Annotated in this window: 22 protein-coding genes; 18 read left to right on the forward strand and 4 right to left on the reverse strand. The window is 70.5% G+C overall.

Annotated elements, in window-relative coordinates; all coding sequences use genetic code 11:
* Window positions 1-4: 4 nt before the first annotated feature.
* The 12 genes from OG510_RS31860 (at window position 5) to OG510_RS31915 (ending at window position 12,446) form a co-directional block, all read left to right on the forward strand.
* The gene (locus OG510_RS31860; protein WP_164265394.1) at window positions 5-553 is read left to right on the forward strand and encodes a hypothetical protein; all 549 of its coding nucleotides are present in this window, start codon (window positions 5-7) and stop codon (window positions 551-553) included.
* A 182-nt stretch (window positions 554-735) separates the two neighbouring features.
* Entirely contained in the window at window positions 736-1,659 is a 924-nt protein-coding gene (gene pdxS, locus OG510_RS31865; protein WP_406141339.1) for a pyridoxal 5'-phosphate synthase lyase subunit PdxS, read from the forward strand.
* Window positions 1,659-2,249: a pyridoxal 5'-phosphate synthase glutaminase subunit PdxT gene (pdxT, locus tag OG510_RS31870; RefSeq protein WP_406141340.1), complete on the forward strand. Its 591-nt coding sequence runs from the start codon at window positions 1,659-1,661 to the stop codon at window positions 2,247-2,249. The genes pdxS and pdxT overlap by 1 nt, the downstream gene beginning before the upstream one ends.
* Before the next feature lie 62 nt (window positions 2,250-2,311).
* Window positions 2,312-3,064, forward strand: coding sequence for a YebC/PmpR family DNA-binding transcriptional regulator (locus OG510_RS31875; protein WP_164265391.1), 753 nt, complete (start codon window positions 2,312-2,314; stop codon window positions 3,062-3,064).
* A 153-nt stretch (window positions 3,065-3,217) separates the two neighbouring features.
* The gene (ruvC, locus tag OG510_RS31880) at window positions 3,218-3,751 is read left to right on the forward strand and encodes a crossover junction endodeoxyribonuclease RuvC (protein ID WP_406141341.1); all 534 of its coding nucleotides are present in this window, start codon (window positions 3,218-3,220) and stop codon (window positions 3,749-3,751) included.
* Window positions 3,748-4,368 carry a Holliday junction branch migration protein RuvA gene (gene ruvA, locus OG510_RS31885; protein ID WP_164265389.1) on the forward strand — a complete coding sequence of 207 codons (621 nt, stop codon included), beginning with the start codon at window positions 3,748-3,750 and terminating at the stop codon, window positions 4,366-4,368. The genes ruvC and ruvA overlap by 4 nt, the downstream gene beginning before the upstream one ends.
* A 14-nt stretch (window positions 4,369-4,382) precedes the next feature.
* Entirely contained in the window at window positions 4,383-5,474 is a 1,092-nt protein-coding gene (gene ruvB, locus OG510_RS31890) for a Holliday junction branch migration DNA helicase RuvB (protein ID WP_164265388.1), read from the forward strand.
* Between the two features lie 167 nt (window positions 5,475-5,641).
* A complete protein-coding gene (gene yajC, locus OG510_RS31895) occupies window positions 5,642-6,142 on the forward strand; it encodes a preprotein translocase subunit YajC (RefSeq protein ID WP_406141343.1) in 501 nt (166 codons plus the stop codon).
* A gap of 150 nt (window positions 6,143-6,292) precedes the next feature.
* Window positions 6,293-8,041 carry a protein translocase subunit SecD gene (secD, locus tag OG510_RS31900; protein WP_406141344.1) on the forward strand — a complete coding sequence of 583 codons (1,749 nt, stop codon included), beginning with the start codon at window positions 6,293-6,295 and terminating at the stop codon, window positions 8,039-8,041.
* Between the two features lies 1 nt (window position 8,042).
* Entirely contained in the window at window positions 8,043-9,161 is a 1,119-nt protein-coding gene (gene secF, locus OG510_RS31905) for a protein translocase subunit SecF (protein ID WP_406141345.1), read from the forward strand.
* Window positions 9,158-9,706, forward strand: a complete 549-nt coding sequence (locus OG510_RS31910) for an adenine phosphoribosyltransferase (RefSeq protein ID WP_406141347.1) — start codon at window positions 9,158-9,160, stop codon at window positions 9,704-9,706. Before secF ends, OG510_RS31910 begins: the two co-directional genes overlap by 4 nt.
* A gap of 196 nt (window positions 9,707-9,902) precedes the next feature.
* Window positions 9,903-12,446 (forward strand): RelA/SpoT family protein, encoded by a 2,544-nt coding sequence (locus OG510_RS31915; protein WP_406141348.1) that lies wholly within the window; start codon window positions 9,903-9,905, stop codon window positions 12,444-12,446.
* Between the two features lie 87 nt (window positions 12,447-12,533).
* On the opposite strand, the gene OG510_RS31920 is transcribed toward OG510_RS31915, so the two are convergent.
* Together OG510_RS31920 and OG510_RS31925 are read right to left on the reverse strand one after the other, a co-directional pair.
* Entirely contained in the window at window positions 12,534-13,763 is a 1,230-nt protein-coding gene (locus tag OG510_RS31920; RefSeq protein WP_406141350.1) for a DUF349 domain-containing protein, read from the reverse strand.
* 173 nt (window positions 13,764-13,936) lie between these two features.
* Entirely contained in the window at window positions 13,937-14,719 is a 783-nt protein-coding gene (locus OG510_RS31925; RefSeq protein ID WP_406142658.1) for a peptidylprolyl isomerase, read from the reverse strand.
* A gap of 182 nt (window positions 14,720-14,901) precedes the next feature.
* Between OG510_RS31925 and OG510_RS31930 the strand changes: the two genes are divergently transcribed.
* The 4 genes from OG510_RS31930 (at window position 14,902) to OG510_RS31945 (ending at window position 19,491) form a co-directional block, all read left to right on the forward strand.
* Window positions 14,902-15,588: an MBL fold metallo-hydrolase gene (locus tag OG510_RS31930; protein ID WP_406141351.1), complete on the forward strand. Its 687-nt coding sequence runs from the start codon at window positions 14,902-14,904 to the stop codon at window positions 15,586-15,588.
* Window positions 15,589-15,598: 10 nt separating this feature from the next.
* Window positions 15,599-16,861 carry a histidine--tRNA ligase gene (gene hisS / locus OG510_RS31935; protein WP_164267353.1) on the forward strand — a complete coding sequence of 421 codons (1,263 nt, stop codon included), beginning with the start codon at window positions 15,599-15,601 and terminating at the stop codon, window positions 16,859-16,861.
* A gap of 532 nt (window positions 16,862-17,393) precedes the next feature.
* On the forward strand, window positions 17,394-18,026 hold the full coding sequence (locus OG510_RS31940) for a vitamin K epoxide reductase family protein (RefSeq protein WP_406141354.1): 633 nt from the start codon (window positions 17,394-17,396) through the stop codon (window positions 18,024-18,026).
* A gap of 97 nt (window positions 18,027-18,123) precedes the next feature.
* Entirely contained in the window at window positions 18,124-19,491 is a 1,368-nt protein-coding gene (locus OG510_RS31945; RefSeq protein WP_164265381.1) for a replication-associated recombination protein A, read from the forward strand.
* 107 nt (window positions 19,492-19,598) lie between these two features.
* Here OG510_RS31945 and OG510_RS31950 read toward each other — a convergent pair whose 3' ends face one another.
* Window positions 19,599-20,279: a DUF2470 domain-containing protein gene (locus OG510_RS31950; RefSeq protein WP_406141356.1), complete on the reverse strand. Its 681-nt coding sequence runs from the start codon at window positions 20,277-20,279 to the stop codon at window positions 19,599-19,601.
* 186 nt (window positions 20,280-20,465) lie between these two features.
* On the opposite strand from OG510_RS31950, the gene rpsD reads away from it, so the two are divergent.
* Complete coding sequence (gene rpsD / locus OG510_RS31955) at window positions 20,466-21,080, forward strand: 30S ribosomal protein S4 (RefSeq protein WP_164265384.1); 615 nt, start codon at window positions 20,466-20,468, stop codon at window positions 21,078-21,080.
* Here the strand turns inward: rpsD and OG510_RS31960 are convergent.
* Window positions 21,068-23,227, reverse strand: coding sequence for an ATP-binding protein (locus OG510_RS31960; protein ID WP_406141358.1), 2,160 nt, complete (start codon window positions 23,225-23,227; stop codon window positions 21,068-21,070). The genes rpsD and OG510_RS31960 overlap by 13 nt on opposite strands.
* Window positions 23,228-23,397: 170 nt before the next feature.
* Here OG510_RS31960 and OG510_RS31965 point away from each other — a divergent pair, with 170 nt between their 5' ends.
* Window positions 23,398-23,826, forward strand: a complete 429-nt coding sequence (locus tag OG510_RS31965) for a DUF948 domain-containing protein (RefSeq protein ID WP_164265378.1) — start codon at window positions 23,398-23,400, stop codon at window positions 23,824-23,826.
* The last annotated feature ends 3 nt before the right edge of the window (window positions 23,827-23,829 follow it).

Below are 23,829 nucleotides of genomic sequence, written 5' to 3' on the forward strand. Positions count from 1 at the left end.
GCCCGTGACCGTATCCCTGATCATCTGGATCGTCCTCGCGTTCGTCGCGGTCGGCCTGTATCTGAGCTGGACCGCCGGGCGGCTCGACCGGCTGCACGCACGGATCGACGCCGCCCGCGCCGCCCTCGACGCCCAGCTGCTGCGCCGTGCCTCGGTCGCCCAGGAGCTGGCCACGTCCGGCGTCCTCGACCCGGCGGCCTCGATCGTCCTCTACGAGGCGGCGCACGCGGCCCGGCAGTCCGAGGAGGAGCACCGCGAGGTGGCCGAGAGCGAGCTCAGCCAGGCGCTGCGGGCCGTCTTCGGTGAGACGGCGCAGGTCGGGGCCGTGCGATCGGCGCCAGGGGGAGAGGAGGCGGCGGACGAACTGGCCGCGGCCGTCCGGCGGGTGCCGATGGCCAGGCGCTTCCACAACGACGCGGTGCGGGCCGCGCGCGCCCTGCGTACCCACCGCAAGGTCCGCTGGTTCCGGCTCGCGGGGCACGCGCCGTTCCCGCTGGCGTTCGAGATGGACGACGAGCCGCCGGTGGCGCTGGCCGACCGGCCGGGTACGTAACGACCCGGGCTCTGCCGGGTACGTCATCACCCTGGCTCTCCGCTTCCACGCTCTCCACTCCCCGGTCTGTCGGGAAGGGGCTCCCAGAACGATCCACCGGCTGTTCATTGGCCCTTGCAGTGGCCTGGTCGGCGGGGGTTATCTCGGGTGAGCAAGAACCCTCTTCCCGAGCGAGGTAGCCCGTGTCCAGCAGTACGCACTCCACCACTTCCCCCGCCGAGACCCCGGCGACCGGCACCGCACGCGTCAAGCGCGGTATGGCCGAGCAGCTCAAGGGCGGCGTGATCATGGATGTGGTCGACGCCGCGCAGGCGAAGATCGCCGAGGACGCGGGCGCCGTCGCCGTCATGGCTCTGGAGCGGGTCCCCGCCGACATCCGCAAGGACGGCGGAGTGGCCCGGATGTCCGACCCGAACATGATCGAAGAGATCATCGCGGCGGTCTCCATCCCGGTCATGGCCAAGTCGCGTATCGGCCACTTCGTCGAGGCCCAGGTGCTGCAGTCGCTCGGCGTCGACTACATCGACGAGTCCGAGGTGCTGACCCCGGCCGACGAGGTCAACCACAGCGACAAGTTCGCCTTCACCACGCCGTTCGTGTGCGGCGCCACCAACCTGGGTGAGGCCCTGCGCCGGATCGCCGAGGGCGCGGCCATGATCCGCTCCAAGGGCGAGGCCGGCACCGGCAACGTCGTCGAGGCCGTCCGTCACCTGCGCCAGATCAAGAACGAGATCGCCCGGCTGCGCGGCTACGACAACAACGAGCTGTACGCGGCCGCCAAGGACCTGCGCGCCCCGTACGAGCTGGTCAAGGAGGTCGCCGGGCTCGGCAGGCTGCCCGTCGTCCTCTTCTCGGCCGGTGGGGTCGCCACCCCGGCCGACGCCGCGCTGATGCGCCAGCTCGGCGCCGAGGGCGTCTTCGTCGGCTCCGGCATCTTCAAGTCGGGTGACCCGGCCAAGCGCGCCGCCGCCATCGTCAGGGCCACCACCTTCTTCGACGACCCGAAGGTCATCGCGGACGCCTCCCGGAACCTGGGCGAGGCCATGGTCGGCATCAACTGCGACACCCTGCCCGAGAACGAGCGTTACGCGAACCGGGGCTGGTGATGGACACTCCCGTCATCGGTGTCCTCGCTCTCCAGGGCGATGTACGGGAGCACCTGGCCGCGCTGGACGCGGCGGGCGTCCGGGCCGCTCAGGTCCGGCGCCCCGAGGAGCTCGACGGCGTCGACGGCCTGGTCCTGCCGGGCGGCGAGTCCACCACCATGTCCAAGCTGGCCGTCCTGTTCGGCATGGCGGAGCCGCTGCGCGAGCGCATCCGCTCCGGCCTGCCCGTGTACGGGACCTGTGCCGGGATGATCATGCTCGCCGACAAGATCCTCGACCCCAGATCGGGCCAGGAGACCTTCGGCGGGATCGACATGATCGTCCGGCGCAACGCCTTCGGACGCCAGAACGAGTCCTTCGAGGCGGCCGTCGAGATGCCCGGCATCCCCGGCGGCCCCGTCGACGGCGTCTTCATCCGGGCGCCCTGGGTCGAGTTGGTGGGCGCGGGGGCCGAGGTGCTCGCCGAGCACGGCGGCCACATCGTCGCGGTGCGCCAGGGGCGCGTCCTGGCCACGTCGTTCCATCCGGAGCTCACCGGGGACCACCGTGTGCACCGGTACTTCGCGGACATGGTGCGCGACGCCCAGTGACCGGCGCCCGGTAGGATCTCTGGCGTTCGTCCAGGAAATGGTTACGCGAAGGAGACAGGCAGATGTCCGGCCACTCTAAATGGGCTACGACGAAGCACAAGAAGGCCGTGGTTGACGCCAAGCGCGGCAAGCTCTTCGCGAAGATGATCAAGAACATCGAGGTCGCGGCCCGCACGGGCGGCGCCGACGTGTCCGGCAACCCGACCCTCTTCGACGCCATCCAGAAGGCCAAGAAGAGCTCGGTGCCGAACAAGAACATCGACTCCGCGGTCAAGCGTGGTGCCGGTCTCGAAGCCGGCGGCGCCGACTACGAGACGATCATGTACGAGGGCTACGGGCCGAACGGTGTCGCGGTGCTCATCGAGTGCCTCACCGACAACCGCAACCGCGCCGCATCCGACGTACGCGTCGCGATGACCCGCAACGGCGGCAACATGGCCGACCCGGGTTCCGTCTCGTACCTGTTCAACCGCAAGGGCGTCGTGGTCGTCCCCAAGGCCGGGCTCTCCGAGGACGACGTCCTGGGCGCGGTGCTCGACGCCGGTGCCGAGGAGGTCAACGACCTGGGCGAGTCCTTCGAGGTGCTCTCCGAGGCCACCGACATGGTCGCGGTCCGCACCGCGCTCCAGGAAGCGGGCATCGACTACGACTCGGCCGAGGCCAACTTCATGCCGACCATGCAGGTCGAGTTGGACGAAGAGGGCGCACGCAAGATCTTCAAGCTGATCGACGCGCTGGAGGACAGCGACGACGTGCAGAACGTCTTCGCCAACTTCGACGTCTCGGACGACGTCATGGAGAAGCTCGACGCCTGACGGGCGCTCAGCACCACGGGTACGCGACGGACGGGCCGCCGGGGACACACCCCGCCGGCCCGTCCGTGTTCCCGGTGTTGTCGGTACCACCCGATAGCCTGCGACAACGCAGGAACACATGGTCGAACGGCAAGGCATGAGGGAGGGGGCACCGTGCGGGTACTCGGCGTGGACCCGGGGCTGACGCGCTGCGGCGTCGGCGTCGTCGACGGCGTGGCAGGCCGCCGGCTGACCATGCTGGGCGTCGGGGTCGTCCGCACGCCGGCCGACGCGGAGCTCGGGGTGCGGCTGGTCGCCATCGAGCGCGGCATCGAGGCGTGGCTGGACGAGCACCGGCCCGAAGTCGTCGCCGTGGAGCGGGTGTTCAGCCAGCACAACGTCAGTACGGTGATGGGCACCGCACAGGCCAGCGCGGTCGCGATGCTCTGTGCGTCCCGCCGCGGCATCCCGGTCGCCCTGCACACCCCCAGCGAGGTCAAGGCCGCCGTCTCCGGCAGCGGCAGGGCCGACAAGGCCCAGGTCGGGGCGATGGTGACCCGGCTGCTGCGGCTCGACGCCCCGCCCCGCCCCGCCGACGCCGCCGACGCCCTGGCACTCGCCATCTGCCACATCTGGCGGGCCCCCGCCCAGAACAGGCTCCAGCAGGCCGTCGCCGCCCACCGCACGCTGAAAGGCCCTACCGCATGATCGCCTTCGTCTCCGGACCGGTGGCCGCGCTGGCCCCGACCACCGCCGTCATCGAGGTCGGCGGGATCGGTATGTCGGTCCAGTGCGCCCCCAACACCCTGTCCGCCCTGCGCATCGGCCAGCAGGCCAAGCTCGCCACCTCCCTCGTGGTGCGCGAGGACTCCCTCACGCTCTACGGCTTCGCGGACGACGACGAACGCCAGACCTTCGAGCTGCTCCAGACCGCGAGCGGCGTGGGCCCCAGGCTCGCCCAGGCCATGCTCGCGGTGCACTCGCCCGACGCCCTGCGGCTCGCCGTCTCCACCGGGGACGAGAAGTCCCTGACCGCCGTCCCCGGCATCGGCAAGAAGGGCGCCCAGAAGCTCCTCCTGGAGCTCAAGGACCGGCTCGGAGCCCCGCTCGGCACCGGCGGCGCGCACCTCGCGGCGCAGCGCACCGCGTCCGGGCCCGCGCCGTGGAGCGAGCAGCTGCACTCCGCGCTGGTCGGCCTCGGATACGCGCCGCGGGACGCGGAGGAAGCCGTCACCGCCGTCACCCCGCAGGCGGAGGCCGCCGACGAGCCCAACGTGGGCGCGCTCCTCAAGGCCGCCCTGCAGACCCTCAACCGCGCCCGCTGATCGAGAGACCCGCCATGCTGCCTCCTCAGAACGAGTGGGACGACACCGCCCCCGACACCGAAGAGCGCCTGGTGGGAGCCGACGCCGACGGTGAGGACCAGGCCGTCGAAGCCGCTCTGCGCCCCAAGGACCTGGACGAGTTCGTGGGCCAGGAGAAGGTCAGACTCCAGCTCGACCTGGTGCTGCGGGCGGCCAGGCAGCGCGGTGCCACCGCCGACCACGTCCTGCTCTCCGGCGCCCCGGGCCTGGGCAAGACCACCCTTTCGATGATCATCGCGGCCGAGATGGGCGCCCCCATCCGGATCACATCGGGACCCGCGATCCAGCACGCGGGCGATCTGGCCGCGATCCTCTCGTCCCTCCAGGAGGGCGAGGTGCTCTTCCTCGACGAGATCCACCGGATGTCCAGGCCCGCCGAGGAAATGCTCTACATGGCGATGGAGGACTTCCGGGTCGACGTCATCGTCGGCAAGGGCCCTGGCGCCACCGCCATCCCGCTGGAGCTGCCGCCCTTCACCCTGGTCGGCGCCACCACCAGGGCCGGGCTGCTGCCACCGCCGCTGCGCGACCGCTTCGGCTTCACCGGACACATGGAGTTCTACGAACCGGCCGAGCTGGAGCGTGTCATCCACCGCTCCGCCCGGCTCCTCGACGTCGAGATCGGCGAGGACGGCGCCGGCGAGATCGCCGGACGCTCCCGCGGCACCCCCCGGATCGCCAACCGGCTGCTGCGCCGGGTCCGTGACTACGCCCAGGTGGAGGCCGACGGTGTGATCACCCGGGAGATCGCCCGTACGGCGCTCGCGGTGTACGAGGTTGACGCCCGCGGACTCGACCGGCTGGACCGCGCGGTGCTCCAGGCCCTGCTCAAGCTGTTCGGCGGCGGACCGGTGGGGCTCTCCACCCTCGCCGTCGCCGTGGGGGAGGAGCGGGAGACGGTCGAGGAGGTCGCCGAGCCGTTCCTGGTCCGTGAGGGACTGCTGGCCCGCACTCCGCGCGGCCGGGTGGCCACACCGGCGGCCTGGGCGCATCTGGGACTCGTACCCCCGCAGGGGGGCGCTGGAGGCGCTGCGGGAAAGGGACAAGCGGGTCTGTTCGGGGCGTGAGGAGGCGCAGGGGTGCCCGCAGCGGAACCCCGGTGCCATGCTGGGCGTTGTTCCATTGATGCGGACTCGCCTAGACTCCGCCGATGCCGCCCTTCTCAGGACGGCATGCCCCGCCCCCGAAGATCAGGCCGCGATCCAGCGCGGTCGTGCGAAGGAAGTTCCCTCCCGTGAGTCTCGTGACCCTCCTCCCCTTCATCGTGCTCATCGGGGCCATGTTCCTGATGACCCGGTCCGCCAAGCGCAAGCAGCAGGCGGCCGCATCGATGCGCAATGAGATGCAGCCCGGCACCGGCGTCCGGACGATCGGGGGGATGTACGCCACCGTCAAGGAGATCAACGAAGACTCGGTCCTCCTGGAGATCGCGCCCGGCGTGCACGCCGTCTACGGCAAGAACGCGATCGGCGCGGTCCTCGACGACGCGGAGTACAACCGCATCGTCCACGGCGACACCGCCATCGTTCCCGACGACGCCTCCTCGCTGACCGAGCTCGACGACGCCAAGGTCGACTTGGGCAAGCACGACGCCCCGTCCGACGACGCCGCCCCCGGCGAGGCCGAGGAGTCCGACGAGTCCGACGAGGACGTGGCCCCCGCCGCGTCCGAGGACAAGGCCGACAAGAGCGACAAGGCCGAGAAGAAGAACGACGGCGAGGGCGAAGCGAAGTAGCACATCCGGGGACCGTCGGCGCTGCTCCGCTGCAGCACCGGCGGTCCCCGAGACCGTGCACTGCTACAGCGGAGCAGGTCCCCCACATCACTTCGTGGCCGCTCACAGCGCATACCCGGCGCGGGCGGTAGGACAGGGAGAATCGACAAGGTGGCAGCACCGAACAAGGGCCGAAGGCAGACGGGAGCCCAGGGCAAGCCCGGGCGGTCCCTGGCCCTGATCCTGATCGCCATGGTTGCGCTCGTCGGCGGGATGTTCTGGTCGAAGCAGGTCACGCCGCGTCTCGGCATCGACCTCGCGGGCGGTACGAGCATCACGCTCCAGGCGAAGCCCCAGCCGGGCAAGCCCAACGCGATCAACCAGAAGAACATGGACACCGCGGTCAGCATCATCGAGCGCCGTGTCAACGGACTCGGTGTCTCCGAGGCCGAGGTCCAGACGCAGGGCAAGGACCAGATCCTCGTCAACATCCCCAAGGGGACGAACGAGAAGCAGGCCAGGCAGCAGGTCGGCACCACCGCCCAGCTGTACTTCCGCCCCGTGGTGACGGTCGCGGCCGGAAAGCCGACGCCGGCCGGAAAGCCCTCCGCCACGCCCTCCCCGAGCGCCTCGTCCAAGGCCAAGGGCAAGTCGTCGTCATCGGTGGCGCCGAAGAACACCGCATCGCCGTCCTCCTCCACCCAGGGCCGTGCGGTCACCGACGCGCTCAAGGCCGGGCCCACGCCCGACCCGTCGACCCCTCCCCAGTCCAGCGCCACCCCGTCGCCGGCCGACACCGCGGCCGCGGCCAAGCTGCAGAAGCAGTTCGCGGCGCTCGACTGCTCCACCAAGGCCGGCCGTGCCAAGGCCGGTGGTGACAACGTCAAGCCGACCGATCCGACCGTGGCGTGCAGCCAGGACGGTGACGCGAAGTACATCCTCGACGCCGCGGCCGTGGACGGCACCGACGTCTCCGGCGCCAAGGCCGTCATCGACCAGCAGCAGGGCCAGTGGATCGTCCAGATGGACTTCACGAGCAAGGGCTCGAAGAAGTTCCAGGCGATCACCAGCAAGCTCTCGAAGCAGCAGCAGCCGCAGAACCAGTTCGCCATCGCGCTGGACGGCGCCGTGGTCTCGGCCCCCGCCGTGAGCCAGACGCTCAGCGGCAGCGCCCAGATCTCCGGCAGCTTCACCCAGCAGTCGGCCGAGGACCTCGGCAACGTGCTGTCCTACGGTGCGCTCCCGCTCTCCTTCAAGGAGGAGACGGTCACCACGGTGACCGCGGCGCTCGGCGGCGAGCAGCTCCAGGCGGGCCTCATCGCCGGTGCGATCGGCCTCGTGCTGGTCATCATCTACCTGGTGGCCTACTACCGCGGCCTCTCGTTCATCGCGATCCTCAGCCTGATGGTCTCCGCGATCCTCACGTACACACTGATGGCGCTGCTCGGCAAGGGCATCGGCTTCGCACTCAACCTGCCCGCGGTGTGTGGTGCGATCGTTGCGATCGGTATCACCGCGGACTCGTTCATCGTTTACTTCGAACGCATCCGTGACGAGATCCGTGAGGGCCGCACCCTGCGGCCCGCCGTCGAGCGCGCCTGGCCGCGCGCCCGGCGCACGATCCTGGTCTCGGACTTCGTCTCGTTCCTCGCCGCCGCCGTGCTGTACATCGTGACGGTCGGCAAGGTGCAGGGCTTCGCGTTCACGCTGGGCCTGACCACGCTGCTCGACGTCGTCGTGGTCTTCCTCTTCACCAAGCCGGTGATGACGCTGCTCGCCCGCAAGAAGTTCTTCTCCAGCGGCCACCCGTGGTCCGGCCTCGACCCGAAGCGGCTCGGCGCCAAACCCCCGCTCCGACGCTCGCGCGGCGGTGCCACCGCCGCCTCCTCCTCCGCCCCGACCGACCCGAAGGAGGCGTGAGATGTCGCGACTCGGCAGCATGGGCGCCCGGCTGTACCGCGGCGAGGTCGGCTACGACTTCGTGGCCAAGCGCAGGATCTGGTACGGCATCTCCATCCTGATCACCATCACGGCCATCGTCGGCCTGGCGGTACGGGGTCTGAACCTGGGCATCGAGTTCCAGGGCGGTGCGGTCTTCACCACCACCAAGAGCAGCAGCGTCTCCGTGACGCACGCCCAGGACGTGGCGGAGAAGCTCTCCGGACATGACGCCTCCGTGCAGAAGCTCGGCAACGGCGGCATGCGGATCCAGGTCTCGGGGATCGACACCGACACGGCCGACAAGATCCACGGCTCGCTCGCCAAGGACCTGAACCTCCCGGTCGACAAGATCGCCGCCGATGTGGTCGGCCCCAGCTGGGGCGAGACGATCGCCAACAAGGCATGGGAGGGCCTGGCGATCTTCATGGTCCTGGTGGTGGTCTATCTGGGCATCGCCTTCGAGTGGCGGATGGCACTCGCCGCCCTGGTGGCCCTGATCCACGACCTCACCATCACGGTCGGGATCTACGCGCTGGTCGGCTTCGAGGTCACCGAAGGCACCGTGATCGGTCTGCTGACCATTCTCGGTTACTCGCTCTACGACACCGTCGTCGTCTTCGACGGTCTCAAGGAAGCGTCGAAGGACCTCAAGAAGCAGACCCGCTTCACCTACAGCGAGATCGCCAACCGCAGCCTCAACGGCACCCTGGTGCGTTCCATCAACACCACGGTCGTCGCACTGCTCCCGGTGGCCGGTCTGCTCTTCATCGGCGGCGGCTTCCTCGGCGCCGGCATGCTGAACGACATCTCGCTCGCGCTCTTCGTCGGCCTGGCCGCCGGTGCGTACTCCTCGATCTTCATCGCCACCCCGCTCGTCGCCGACCTCAAGGAACGCGACCCGGCGATGAAGGCCCTCAAGAAGCGGGTGCTCGCCAAGCGGGCCGCCGCCGCGGCGAAGGGCGAGTCGGCCGACCAGGACGACACCCGCGACCCGCAGGACGGCGTCCCCGGCACCCCGGCCCCGGCCGGCGCCGCGGCCGGCGGCCGTCGTGCGCCCGCGCCCCGCGGCCGCGGACGCACCCCGGGGAAGCGCCGATGACCAGCACCAGGAGCACCGAGGACCTGCTGCTCAGCAGGATCAGGGACGTACCGGACTATCCGCAGCCGGGCGTGGTGTTCAAGGACATCACCCCGCTCCTCGCGGACCCCGAGGCGTTCACCGCGCTGACCGACGCGCTCGCCGAGCTGTGCGTGCGGTACGGCGCCACGAAGATCGTCGGCCTCGAGGCACGCGGCTTCATCCTGGCCGCACCGGTCGCGGTCCGCGCCGGCATCGGCTTCATCCCGGTCCGCAAGGCCGGGAAGCTGCCGGGCGCGACGCTCTCCCAGACGTACGACCTGGAGTACGGCAGCGCCGAGATCGAGGTGCACGCCGAGGACCTCAGCGCCGACGACCGCGTCATGGTCATCGACGACGTGCTCGCCACCGGCGGCACAGCCGAGGCGTCGCTCGGCCTGATCCGGCGGGCGGGCGCCCAGGTCATCGGGGTGGCCGTACTGCTGGAGCTGGGCTTCCTCGACGGCCGTGCCCGGCTGGAGCCCGCCCTGCACGGTGCCCCGCTGGAGGCCCTGATCACGGTCTGACGGCGGTCTTGCCCCGTACGCCGTACCGCTGAGGCGGGCCCCCGGAATACCGGGCGGCCCGCCTCTCGCGTACGGTGCCGGCACCGGCCCGGGGGGAGCGGATCGCCGGGGATCGTTACCATGGGCTTCCGGACCTGACACGGGGACCCGGACCCTCCCCCAGGCTCCGTCCGGGGGGACCCCCAGAGGAGTGCGCTTGCCAGACGAGGACCGGCCCGCAGCCGCCGCACAGCCAGACCAGCACGGCCAGAAGGCCGCGGCGGCCCCAGCGACGCCCGAGAAGCCGCCCGCCGGGCAGCCGAAGCCCTCGGCTCCCGTGGTGCGCCCCGGCGGCGCCGCCCCCCTGTCGACGCCCAAGCCCGCCGTGCAGCCGCCCGGACCCGCCACCCAGGGCGCGACCGCGCGCCCGGCCCCGCAGAGCCCGGTGGCGCGCTCCGGCGGCTCGTCCAACCGCGTCAGGGCCAGGCTCGCCCGGCTGGGCGTGCAGCGCTCCTCGCCGTACAACCCGGTGCTCGAACCGCTGCTGCGGGCCGTCCGCGGCAACGACCCCAAGATTGAGTCCGCGACCCTGCGGCAGATCGAGCGCGCCTACCAGGTGGCCGAGCGCTGGCACCGCGGGCAGAAGCGCAAGAGCGGCGACCCGTACATCACGCACCCGCTCGCGGTGACGACGATCCTCGCCGAGCTCGGCATGGACCCGGCCACTCTGATGGCGGGGCTGCTGCACGACACCGTCGAGGACACCGAGTACGGCCTGGACACCCTGCGCCGCGACTTCGGCGACCAGGTCGCCCTGCTCGTCGACGGTGTCACCAAGCTCGACAAGGTGAAGTTCGGCGAGGCCGCGCAGGCCGAGACCGTACGCAAGATGGTCGTCGCCATGGCCAAGGACCCGCGCGTCCTGGTCATCAAGCTCGCCGACCGGCTGCACAACATGCGCACCATGCGGTATCTCAAGCGGGAGAAGCAGGAGAAGAAGGCCCGCGAGACCCTGGAGATCTACGCCCCGCTCGCCCACCGCCTGGGCATGAACACCATCAAGTGGGAGCTGGAGGACCTCGCCTTCGCGATCCTCTACCCCAAGATGTACGACGAGATCGTGCGGCTGGTCGCCGAGCGTGCCCCCAAGCGCGACGAGTACCTCGCCATAGTGACCGACGAGGTCCAGTCCGATCTGCGCGCCGCCCGTATCAAGGCCACGGTCACCGGGCGCCCCAAGCACTACTACAGCGTCTACCAGAAGATGATCGTCCGCGGCCGTGACTTCGCGGAGATCTACGACCTGGTGGGCATCCGTATCCTCGTCGACACCGTCCGCGACTGCTACGCGGCGCTCGGCACCGTCCACGCCCGGTGGAATCCGGTCCCGGGGCGGTTCAAGGACTACATCGCGATGCCCAAGTTCAACATGTACCAGTCGCTGCACACCACGGTGATCGGACCCAGCGGCAAGCCCGTCGAGCTGCAGATCCGTACGTTCGACATGCACCGCCGCGCCGAGTACGGCATCGCCGCGCACTGGAAGTACAAGCAGGAGGCCGTCGCGGGCGCCTCCAAGGTGCGCACCGACGCGCCGAAGAGCCCCGGCAAGGGCTCCCGGCAGGACACCGTCAACGACATGGCCTGGCTGCGGCAGCTGCTGGACTGGCAGAAGGAGACCGAGGACCCCAGCGAGTTCCTGGAGTCGCTGCGCTTCGACCTGTCGCGCAACGAGGTCTTCGTGTTCACGCCGAAGGGCGACGTCATCGCGCTGCCCGCCGGGGCCACCCCCGTCGACTTCGCGTACGCCGTGCACACGGAGGTCGGCCACCGGACGATAGGGGCCCGGGTCAACGGGCGGCTCGTCCCGCTCGAATCGACCCTCGACAACGGTGACCTGGTGGAGGTCTTCACCTCCAAGGCCGCCGGAGCGGGCCCCTCCAGGGACTGGCTCGGCTTCGTCAAGTCGCCCAGGGCGCGCAACAAGATCCGTGCCTGGTTCTCCAAGGAGCGCCGCGACGAGGCGATCGAGCAGGGCAAGGACTCCATCGCGCGGGCCATGCGCAAGCAGAACCTGCCGATCCAGCGCATCCTCACCGGCGACTCGCTCGTCACACTGGCGCACGAGATGCGCTACCCGGACATCTCCTCGCTGTACGCGGCGATCGGCGAGGGCCACGTCGCGGCGCAGGGCGTCGTACAGAAGCTGGTGCAGGCGCTCGGCGGCGAGGAAGCGGCCAACGAGGACATCGCCGAGTCCACCCCGCCGTCCCACGGCCGCAGCAAGCGCCGCGCCAACGCGGACCCGGGTGTGGTCGTCAAGGGCGTCGACGACGTCTGGGTGAAGCTCGCCCGCTGCTGCACGCCCGTCCCCGGCGACCCCATCATCGGGTTCGTCACCCGGGGGAGCGGGGTCTCCGTGCACCGCGCGGACTGCGTCAACGTCGACTCGCTGTCCCAGCAGCCCGAGCGGATCCTGGAAGTCGAGTGGGCCCCCACCCAGTCCTCGGTCTTCCTGGTCGCCATCCAGGTCGAGGCCCTGGACCGCTCCCGGCTGCTCTCGGACGTCACCCGCGTCCTCTCCGACCAGCACGTCAACATCCTGTCGGCGGCGGTCCAGACCTCCCGCGACCGGGTGGCCACCTCACGCTTCACCTTCGAGATGGGCGACCCGAAGCACCTCGGCCACGTCCTGAAGGCGGTACGGGGGGTGGAGGGCGTCTACGACGTCTACCGCGTGACATCGGCCCGCCGGCCCTGACACCGGGCTCCTGACACCAGGACATGGGGAAGGGCCCTCCGCGGGCGGAGGGCCCTTCCCCCGTGCTGTCCGTACGGACGGCTCGGCTCAGCCGCCGAACTCCTCCAGGCCCTTCATCGCCTGGTCGAGCAGCGCCTGCCGGCCCTCCAGCTCACGGGCGAGCTTGTCGGCCTTGGCGTTGTTGCCCGCCGCACGCGCCGTGTCGATCTGCTTGCGCAGCTTGTCGACCGCGTCCTGCAGCTGACCGGTCAGACCCGCGGCACGCGCACGCGCCTCCGGGTTGGTCCGCCGCCACTCGGTCTCCTCGGCCTCCTGGAGCGCCCGCTCCACCGTGTGCATCCGGCCCTCGACCTTCGGCCGGGCGTCACGCGGTACGTGGCCGATCGCCTCCCAGCGCTCGTTGAGCCCCCGGAACGCGGCCCTGGCCGACTTGAGATCCCGTACCGGGAGCAGCTTCTCGGCCTCGACCGCGAGCTCCTCCTTCAGTTTGAGGTTCTCGGACTGCTCGGCGTCCCGCTCGGCGAAGACCTCGCTGCGGGCAGCGAAGAAGACGTCCTGCGCGCCGCGGAAACGGTTCCACAGATCGTCCTCGGACTCGCGCTGGGCGCGGCCCGCGGCCTTCCACTCGGTCATCAGATCGCGGTAACGGGCCGCCGTCGCACCCCAGTCGGTCGAGCCCGAGAGCGACTCCGCCTCGGCGACCAGCTTCTCCTTGGCCTTGCGGGCCTCCTCGCGCTGGGCGTCCAGCGAAGCGAAGTGCGCCTTGCGCCGCTTGGAGAACGCCGACCTGGCGTGCGAGAAGCGGTGCCACAGCTCGTCGTCGGACTTCCGGTCGAGCCGCGGAAGGCCCTTCCAGGTGTCCACCAGCGCCCGCAGCCGCTCACCCGCCGACCGCCACTGGTCGCTCTGCGCCAGCTCCTCGGCCTCCACGACCAGGGCTTCCTTGGCGTGCTTGGCCTCGTCGGTCTGCCTGGCCTTCTGGACCTTGCGCTCCTCGCGGCGCGCCTCGACCGTCGAGACCAGCCCGTCCAGCCGCACCCGCAGAGCGTCCAGGTCGCCGACGGCATGGTGCTCGTCGACCTGTCCGCGCAGGTGGTCGATGGCGGTCTGGGCGTCCTTGGCCGACAGATCGGTGGTCTTCACCCGGCGTTCGAGGAGGCCGATCTCGACGACCAGGCCCTCGTACTTGCGCTCGAAGTAGGCCAGGGCCTCCTCGGGAGAGCCTGCCTGCCAAGAACCGACGACCCTCTCGCCGTCGGCCGTACGCACGTATACGGTGCCGGTCTCGTCGACACGGCCCCACGGGTCGCTGCTCACAGCGCCTCCATCCACATGATGCCTGCGGAGACTTGTGGGCCCCCGGACATCGTCCACAGTTTCTTCGGCCGGGCCGGCTGCGCCCCGCACACCGCCAACATAGGCGAACGGCGGGGCGGCTGTCCGCATCCGGCCCATCCGAATATCCCCATATCCCCACGAGGGGAGCCGGATCAGTCCTTGGTGACGGTGGCCTTGGAGATGGTGACGGCCTTCTTGGGCGCCCCGTCCTGGCCGCCGCCGGTCACTCCGGCCTTGGCGACCGCCTTCACCGTCTTCAGCCCCGCCGCGTCCATCGTCCCGAACGGCGTGTAGGTCGGGGCCAGTTTGCTGTCCTTGTAGACGAGGAAGAACTGGCTGCCGCCGGTGTGCGGCTGACCGGTGTTGGCCATCGCCACCGTGCCGGCCGGGTAGGTCACCATACCGTCGCTGCCCGCCTTGCCGAGCGCCGTCAGGTTCTCGTCCGGGATGGTGTAGCCGGGACCGCCCGAGCCGTCGCCCTTGGGGTCGCCGCACTGGAGCACGTAGATCCCGCTGGTGGTGAGGCGGTGGCACTTGGTCTTGTCGAAGAAGCCCTTGTCCGCGAGCGACTTGAAGGAGTTCACCGTGTGCGGGGTCTTCGCGGCGTCCATGACCAGCGAGACCGGACCCTGACTGGTCTTGAGCGCGAAGGTGTACTTCGCCTTCTTGTCGATCTTCATCGCCGGCTCGGGCGGACCGCTGCTGCTCGCCGATGGCGACGGGTCCGCGGCCTTGGCGGGGGACGCCTTGCCGTCGTCGCCCTTGAACGCTCCCGCTCCCCAGGCGATACCGCCCGCCACGACCACCACGGCGACCGCGGACGCGATCACCGCGTTGCGGCGGCGTGCGTTGCGCCGGGCGGTGATGCGGCGCTGCTGCTGCCGCTCGAACTTTTCCCTGGCGAGCTGCCGCCGCCGCTGATCGCTGTTGACCACCGGGTGTTCTCCCTCGTCCGTCTGCATGCGCCGTGCATGCGTCCGTGTGCATGCGTGATCCGCGCGTGTCGTATACCTGTCCGGGCTAGGCCGTACCGTATATGGGTTCGCTGTGCGATGAGCGGCGCCGGTAGGCTCTGATCTGCTGCATTCTCCCGCTGGACCGACATTTAAGGACGATCGTGCTCATTGCCGGGTTCCCCGCCGGGGCCTGGGGGACCAACTGCTATCTGGTCGCCCCCGCCGCCGGTGAGGAGTGCGTGATCATCGACCCCGGCCACCAGGCCGCCAGCGGAGTCGAGGACGCGCTCAGGAAGCATCGGCTCAAGCCCGTGGCGGTCGTTCTCACCCATGGCCACATCGACCATGTGGCATCGGTCGTCCCGGTGTGCGGGGCGCATGACGTGCCGGCCTGGATCCACCCCGCCGACCGCTTCATGATGAGCGACCCGGAGAAGGGCATCGGCCGCTCCATCGGGATGCCGCTGATGGGCGAACTGACCGTCGGCGAACCGGACGACGTCAAGGAGCTGGCCGACGGGAGCGAGCTGAACCTCGCGGGTCTGGAGTTCGCCGTCTCGCATGCGCCCGGACATACCAAGGGGTCGGTGACGTTCAGGATGCCCGAGGCCGCGGACATTCCGCAGATCCTCTTCTCGGGCGACCTGCTCTTCGCCGGCTCCATCGGCCGCACCGACATGCCCGGTGGCGACCACGCCGAGATCCTCGAGTCGCTGGCCCGTGTGTGCCTGCCGCTCGACGACTCGACCGTGGTCCTGCCCGGTCACAACGAGCAGACGACCATCGGCCGCGAGCGCGCCACCAACCCGTATCTGCGGGGCCTGGCCGCTCCCCGACGAGGAATGTGACGACTTTTCCGTGAGTACTTTCCAGGCCCCCAAGGGCACGTACGACCTTCTGCCGCCGTCCTCCGCGAAGTTCCTCGCGGTACGTGAGGCGCTCGCGGCCCCGCTGCGGAACTCCGGCTACGAGTACATCGAGACGCCCGGCTTCGAGAACGTCGAGCTGTTCTCGCGCGGCGTCGGCGAATCCACCGACATCGTCTCCAAGGAGATGTACGTCTTCGAGACGCGCGGCGGCGACCGGCTGGCGCTGCGCCCCGAGGGCACCGCATCCGTGCTGCGCGCCGCGCTTGAGGCCAACCTGCACAAGGCCGGGAACCTGCCGGTCAAGCTCTGGTACTCGGGCTCGTACTACCGCTACGAGCGCCCGCAGAAGGGCCGCTACCGCCACTTCTCACAGGTGGGCGCCGAAGCGGTCGGCACCGAGGACCCCGCGCTCGACGCCGAGATGATCATCCTCGCCGACCAGGCGTACCGCTCGCTCGGCCTGCGGCAGTTCCGGATCCTGCTCAACTCGCTCGGGGACCGGGAGTGCCGGCCGCTGTACCGCGACGCCCTCCAGGGCTTCCTGCGCGGGCTCGACCTGGACGAGGACACCCGGCGCCGGGCCGAGATCAACCCGCTGCGGGTGCTGGACGACAAGCGGCCCGACGTACAGAAGCAGCTGGCGGGTGCGCCGCTGCTGCGGGACTACCTGTGCGAGGCGTGCAAGGCGTACCACGAGGAGGTCCGCGCCCTGCTGACCGCGGCGGGCGTCGCGTACGAGGACGACGTGAAACTGGTCCGCGGGCTGGACTACTACACGCGTACCACCTTCGAGTTCGTCCACGACGGACTCGGCTCGCAGTCCGCGGTGGGCGGCGGCGGCCGTTACGACGGGCTCTCCGAGATGATCGGCGGCCCCGCGCTGCCGTCGGTGGGCTGGGCGCTCGGCGTGGACCGTACGGTGCTGGCCCTTGAGGCGGAGGGCGTCGAGCTGGAACTGCCCACCACCACAAGCGTGTTCGCCGTGCCGCTCGGCGAGGAGGCCCGGCGGGTGCTCTTCGGTCTGGTCACCGAGCTGCGCAGGGCAGGGGTCGCCACGGACTTCGCGTTCGGCGGCCGCGGTCTCAAGGGCGCGATGAAGAGCGCCAACCGCAGTGGGGCCCGCTTCACCGTGGTCGCGGGTGAGCGGGACCTCGCCGAGGGTGTCGTCCAGCTCAAGGACATGGAGTCGGGCGAGCAGGGCGCGGTGCCGCTCGACGACCTGGTCGCCGAGGTCCGCACCCGGCTCGGCTGACGCGGTGTCTGTGTGAACCGGTCTGTGGCCCGGACGGAGAGTCTCCGTCCGGGCCACAGACGTACAGCCCGCCACCCGGCATCGTCGCGATGACGATTCCTGACAAGTCGGACAGACGTGTCAACCCGACGGGTCATAGTTCGCCCTTACGGATAATTGCGACACATGATCGCCGGGTACGGTTCACCACGGCCGGACGGGCCGTGCACCCGGCGGCGATCACCGCGCCCCGGGAAGCGACGGCTGCGGGCCTCCCCGCCGCCCGGCCCCCGCAGGCCCTTCCGCACCCTCGGTCGCCGCAGCCTTCGCCGCACCGAATACGCAGGTCGCAGCGGGTCCGCCAGGGCGGCACCGCCGTATCCCGGACGCCGCCCGGCGCGTCGGCCGTGCACCGCCGACGGACCGCTGGGCGCTCCGGCGGGCGGGGCGCCGACCGGAGCGCTCGAACATCCTTATCTCCATCGAACAGTGCGGACCCCTTGCGGTGCGGCACAATGAGCCTGCCCACAGGCCACAGGAGCGATGGATCGGCATGATGACGACGACAGTGGTTGACGACGACGTGTCCGCGCAGCAGGACGGGAAGACCGGCGCGAGCCGTGCCTTCGGCTGGCTTCTGGTGATCACCGGAGCCGCCGGGCTGGTCGCGGCGTGGTTCATCACGCTCGACGAGTTCAAGCTCCTGAAGGACCCGAACTTCACCCCGGGCTGCAGCCTCAACCCGGTGGTGTCCTGCGGCAACGTGATGAAGAGCGCGCAGGCATCGGTCTTCGGCTTCCCCAATCCGATGCTCGGGCTGGCCACTTACGCGGTCGTGATCGGCGTCGGGATGAGCCTGATCGCGGGCGGACGCCACAGCCGCTGGTACTGGCTGACGTTCAACGCCGGCTGCCTCTTCGGCGTCGGCTTCGTCACCTGGCTCCAGTACCAGTCCCTGTACAACATCAACTCGCTCTGCCTCTGGTGCTGCCTGGCCTGGGTGGGCACGATCACCCTCTTCTGGTACGTCACCTCGCACAACATCCGGCACGGTCTGCTGCCCGCCCCCGGCTGGCTGCGGAGCTTCTTCGGCGAGTTCACCTGGGTGCTGCCCGTCGTGCACATCGGCATCATCGGCATGCTGATCCTCACCCGCTGGTGGGACTTCTGGACCGGCGCGCACTGATCGTCCCCCGCCGGGGCAGCTCGCGGACGGGCCGGTAGCGGTCCGCCCACGAGCTGCCCCGGCGGCGTTGTCAGTGGGGTGACATAGGGTTTTGTACGTGGAACCCGATCTGTTCACCGCCGCGGCCGAAGACCGCCAGGAGAAGGACCCGTCCAGCAGCCCGCTCGCTGTACGGATGCGCCCGCGCACCCTGGACGAGGTGGTGGGCCAGCAGCATCTGCTCAAGCAGGGCTCACCGCTGCGCCGGCTCGTCGGCGAGTCCGGCGGCGGGCCTGCCGGGCCCTCGTCCGTGCTGCTCTGGGGTCCGCCCGGCATCGGCAAGACGACGCTCGCCTATGTCGTGAGCCAGGCCACCCGCAAGCGGTTCGTCGAGCTCTCCGCCATCACGGCGGGCGTCAAGGAGGTGCGCGCCGTCATCGACGGTGCGCGCAGGGCCTCGGGGGGATACGGCAAGGAGACCGTCCTCTTCCTCGACGAGATCCACCGCTTCAGCAAGGCCCAGCAGGACTCGCTGCTCCCCGCCGTGGAGAACCGCTGGGTCACGCTCGTCGCCGCGACCACCGAGAATCCGTACTTCTCGATCATCTCGCCGCTGCTCTCCCGGTCCCTGCTGCTCACGCTCGAATCGCTCACCGACGACGACCTGCGGTCGCTGCTGCACCGGGCACTCACCGAGGAGCGCGGGCTCGGCGGCGCCGTCACGCTGGCGCCCGATGCCGAGGCGCATCTGCTGCGGATCGCCGGCGGTGACGCGCGCCGCGCTCTCACCGCACTCGAAGCGGCGGCCGGGGCGGCCATGGCCAAGTCCGAGCCGCAGATCACACTCGGCACGCTGGAGGAGACGGTCGACCGCGCAGCGGTGGCCTACGACCGCGACGGCGACCAGCACTACGACGTGGCGAGCGCCCTGATCAAGTCGATCCGCGGCTCCGACGTGGACGCGGCCCTGCACTATCTGGCCCGCATGATCGAGGCGGGGGAGGACCCGAGGTTCATCGCCAGACGGCTGATGATCTCGGCCAGTGAGGACATCGGTCTCGCCGACCCCACGGCTCTGCCGACGGCGGTCGCCGCCGCCCAGGCGGTCGCGCTGATCGGTTTCCCGGAGGCCGCGCTCACCCTCAGCCACGCCACGATCGCGCTGGCGCTGGCCCCGAAGTCGAACGCCGCGACGACCGCGATCTCCGCCGCCCGTGCCGATGTGCGCGCGGGCCTCGTCGGGCCGGTCCCGGCGCATCTGCGCGACGGCCACTACAAGGGCGCGGCCAAGCTCGGCCACGCCCAGGGCTATGTCTATCCGCACGATGTCCCGGGCGCCATCGCCGCCCAGCAGTACGCCCCGGACTCCGTGCGGGGCAAGCGGTACTACGAGCCCACCCGGTACGGCGCGGAGGCGCGCTACGCGGATGTGGTCGAGAAGGTACGGGAGCGGCTGTCGGGCGAGGGCGCGGACGGACGTCAGTGACGGACGCCTGTCCGTGACGGACGGCTGTCAGTGACGGACGGCGCGGGGCGCGCACCCGGCGCCGTCCGTCCCGAGTCTGACCGCGTGTCCTGTGTCTCCCGGCGGTCTCACTCGGCCGCCGCGTCGAAGAGCGTGTGCATGGCCCGGTGCAGTCCGGTCACATCGCTCACCGGCTCGGGGAAGTCGAAGCGCGCGTCGAAGCAGCGCGTCCCGGTGAACCGCACCCGGAGCCCGAACCGGTCCAGCGCCAGCGGCACCGCCGCCGTCCCGTCCGGGACCCGGTCGCCGAGCAGCCCGGACAGCCCGCTCACCTGGTCGCCGTGGGCGGAGTGCAGATGCTGGAGCAGCTCGGCCTCATGGCCGACCAGCGGATCGGCCACCGCTTCGGTGAACTCCTCGGGGTCCGCGCTCCCGCACCCCCAGAGGTCGTCCACGTACACCTCCCCGACCTCCAGCCGCAGCATCATGTGCCCCGGGGCCGCCATGCCGGGTACGGAGGTGAGCCAGCCGGAGACCCAGGCCCGCCCCCGGATACGGTGGGGCACCGAGACCGGGGCGACGTCCGTGATCTCCAGCACCGCGGCCAGCTCGTCGTCCTGGGCGTGGGTCGCCGCCCGGACGGCCGGTGACGCGGCGGGGAAGACCAGGTACAGCTCCCCGTCGGGTCCTGTGCTGCGGGCGAGCGGGACCAGCTGGTCACTGAGGGCCGCTTCGACCCCGGTCACCAGCAGTACCGCGGAGCAGGTACTCTGTACGAGAGTTCGTGTGCGCTCGGCTGCTGACGGCATCCGGGCGGTTTCAAGTCCGCTGGGACGCGGCTGACCACGATCTGATCGGACCTCCGTCGCGTCGACGCCCAGAGCGTCGGCCTTCTTTGTGCTGTCCGTGATGTGACTGGTGTTCCCCGGACGAGACATACGATCTCCTTGAGTAAGGTGAGCCTAACCTAACCCAACCATGGAGGTTTGGAGAACGTGCCTAACCAGTCGCGTCCCAAGGTCAAGAAGTCACGCGCGCTCGGTATCGCGCTGACGCCGAAGGCTGTCAAGTACTTCGAGGCCCGTCCGTACCCGCCGGGCGAGCACGGCCGTGGCCGCAAGCAGAACTCGGACTACAAGGTCCGTCTGCTCGAGAAGCAGCGTCTGCGCGCCCAGTACGACATCAGCGAGCGCCAGATGGCCCGCGCCTACGACCGCGCCAAGAAGGCCGAGGGCAAGACGGGCGAGGCGCTCGTCGTCGAGCTCGAGCGTCGTCTCGACGCCCTGGTCCTGCGTTCGGGCATCGCCCGGACCATCTACCAGGCCCGCCAGATGGTCGTCCACGGCCACATCCAGGTCAACGGCGGCAAGGTCGACAAGCCGTCGTTCCGCGTCCGTCCCGACGACGTCGTGATGGTCCGCGAGCGCAGCCGCGAGAAGGTCCCCTTCCAGGTCGCCCGTGAGGGTGGCTACGACACCGAGGGCGAGACCCCGCGCTACCTCCAGGTGAACCTGAAGGCCCTGGCCTTCCGCCTGGACCGCGACCCGAACCGCAAGGAAATCCCGGTCATCTGCGACGAGCAGCTGGTCGTCGAGTACTACGCCCGCTGATCCGGACGTACCTCGCGCTTCACCGCTTCGGCCCGTCGTTCCCTCGCTCCTCGCGGAGCAGGGGGCGGCGGGTCTTCGCGTGCCGCGGGGCCGTGCAGCGCGCGCTCCACGGCGGCGTCCCGCCCCAGCCGCGCCCCCCGCGCCAGGAAGCTCTCGTAGACCTCGCGCCCCAGCTTTCGGCGGGCCCCCTCCTCGCACCGCTGATGCGGCGTGCTGTAGTACGCCGAGCCGAAGAGCGGCAGCCCCACCGACGCCCAGAGCCGCCCGGCCGCTCCCTGCAGCAGCGCGGCCTCCGTGGCCTCACCGCGCTCCAGGGTGAGCAGCGCCATCAGCTCCAGCGCGAGCACGGTGCCCAGCTGGTCGTGGAAGGCGTGGCTGGTGGTCAGGCAGTCCGACAGCAGCTCGCGGGAGCGCGCCGGCCTGCCGTCCGACCAGGCTTCGAAAGCCAGCACATACAGCGCGTACGCCCGCGCCCAGAGCTCGCCGTGGTCCTCGCAGACCGCCACGACGTCCTGGCAGATGGCGGCCGCCTCCGCGAGCCGCCCCCGGAAGCACACCGCCATCGCCAGCTCGACCTGCCCCATCAGGACATTGCTGTTCAGCTCACCGAGGTCCCGGTACTGCCCGACCGCCTCGCGCAGCAGTTCCTCCGCGCGCGGCATGTCGTCCGTGACCAGCGCCAGACAGCCGGTCCTGTGCAGCGCGTACGCGGCCGCCACCGCGTCACCGGTGTGCTGGGCCGCCTCGTGGCACTCCTGGAGGGCGGCCACCGCGGCCACCGAGTCCCCCTGCAGCACCGCCACATATCCCAGCACCCAGAGCGCCTTGAGCCGTGCGCCGTCGTGCCCGCCCTCTGACCGCAGCACATGGTCCAGCCAGTGCCGCCCCTCGGCGAGGCGCCCGCAGCCCACCCAGTAGAACCACAGCGTCCCCGCCAGGTACTGCGCCAGATGAACGTCCTCGGGGTGTTCGAGCGAGAACTCCAACGCGCCCCGCAGATTGGGCAGTTCACCGTCCACCCGGGCCGCGATCCCGGCCTGTCTGGGGCTGAACCAGTCCAGCTCGCACCAGGTGGCCAGTCCGAGGAACCAGTCGCGGTGGCGCCGTCTGAGCCGCTCGGTGTCCTCGGTGGCGGTCAGCCACCGTGCCCCGTAGTCCCGGATCGTGTCGAGCATCCGGTAGCGGACGCCTGCCGGGGTGTCCTCCCGTACCAGCAGGGACTGCGCGAGCAACTCCTCCAGCACCTCGAGCACGCTGTCGGACGGCAGCTCGGGGCCGCCGCAGATGTACTCGGCCGCCTCCAGGTCGAACTGCCCCGGGAACACCGAGAGCCGGGCCCAGAGCAACCGCTGCTCAGGGGTACACAGTTCATGGCTCCAGCCGATCGCCGTGCGGAGCGTCCGGTGGCGCGGCGGCACCCCCCTGCCGCCCCCGGTCAGCAGCCGGAACCGGTCGTCGAGCCGGGCCAGCAGCTGCTCGACCGACAGGGCCCGCATCCGTCCCGCCGCCAGCTCCAGCGCGAGCGGGATCCCGTCCAGCCGCCGGCACACCTCCGCCACCCGGGCCCCGTCCTCCTGGGCGAACCGCATTCCGGGCCGGACCGCGGAGACCCGGTCGGTGAAGAGCCGAACGGCGTCACGGTCCCGCATCGGCGCCAGCGGGAGGGTCAGCTCGCCCTCGATCTCCAGGGGCCGCCTGCCCACCGCGATCACCCGCAGCCCCGGGGCGCCGCGCAGCAGCCCGAGGAGCAGTTCGGCGCACGCGTCGACCAGGAATTCGAAGCCGTCCACCACGAACAGCAGCTCACGCCCGGCGAGATGGCGGGTCAGCACCTCGCGCGGCGGCCTGCTCGTGTGGTCGGTGAGCCCCAGGGCCTCGACCAGGGTGTGCTCGATCAGCTCCGGGTCGCGCAGGGCGGACAGCTCGGCCAGCCGCACTCCGTCGCAGAACCGTTCCTGCAGAGTCCCGGCCACATGCGTCGCCAGCCGTGTCTTCCCCACACCGCCGACTCCGACCACGGTGACCAGCCGGGACGAGCCGATGAGTCTGCCCAGCTCGGCGGCCTCGGTTCTGCGCCCCACGAACCGGTTGAGCTCTGCGGGAAAGCTGCCGGGGGCGGTCCGATGGCCGGTCGAGTCGTGTCGCATAGAACACGGAGAGTACGTGGAGGTGAGCACTACGTACAATCCGCTGCCGGAATCCCCGGCGCGCACAGCGGATATCCGGTACAGGGGCGCAGTCCCGGCGCGATAGGCTCGGAAACCACAATCGACGTGACCAACGACGTGACTTCCGACGACCCAGAGAGCGGTGCAACGTGTCCGGTGGAGAGGTGGCCGGCATCCTGGTGGCCGTCTTCTGGGCGATCCTGGTCTCCTTCCTCGCCGTGGTGCTGGTGAGGCTGGCCCAGACGCTCAGGACGACCACCAAGCTGGTGGCGGACGTGACGGACCAGGCCGTGCCGCTGCTCGCCGACGCCTCCACGGCCGTCAGGTCGGCACAGACCCAGCTGGAGCGGGTCGACGCCATCGCGACCGACGTCCAGGAGGTCACCTCCAACGCGTCGGCGCTCTCCACGACCGTCGCATCGACCTTCGGCGGACCGCTGGTGAAGGTCGCGGCCTTCGGCTACGGCGTCCGCCGGGCGCTCGGCCGCAAGGCCGAAGGGGAGCCGGAGCGCGCCGGCCGCCCGGTGATCGTCGGCCGCACGGTGCCGGCCGCACGGCGTAGGAAGCGGAAGGGCTGACGC

It is taken from the genome of Streptomyces sp. NBC_01089 (genome assembly GCF_045162975.1).
Taxonomy (GTDB): Bacteria; Actinomycetota; Actinomycetes; order Streptomycetales; family Streptomycetaceae; genus Streptomyces.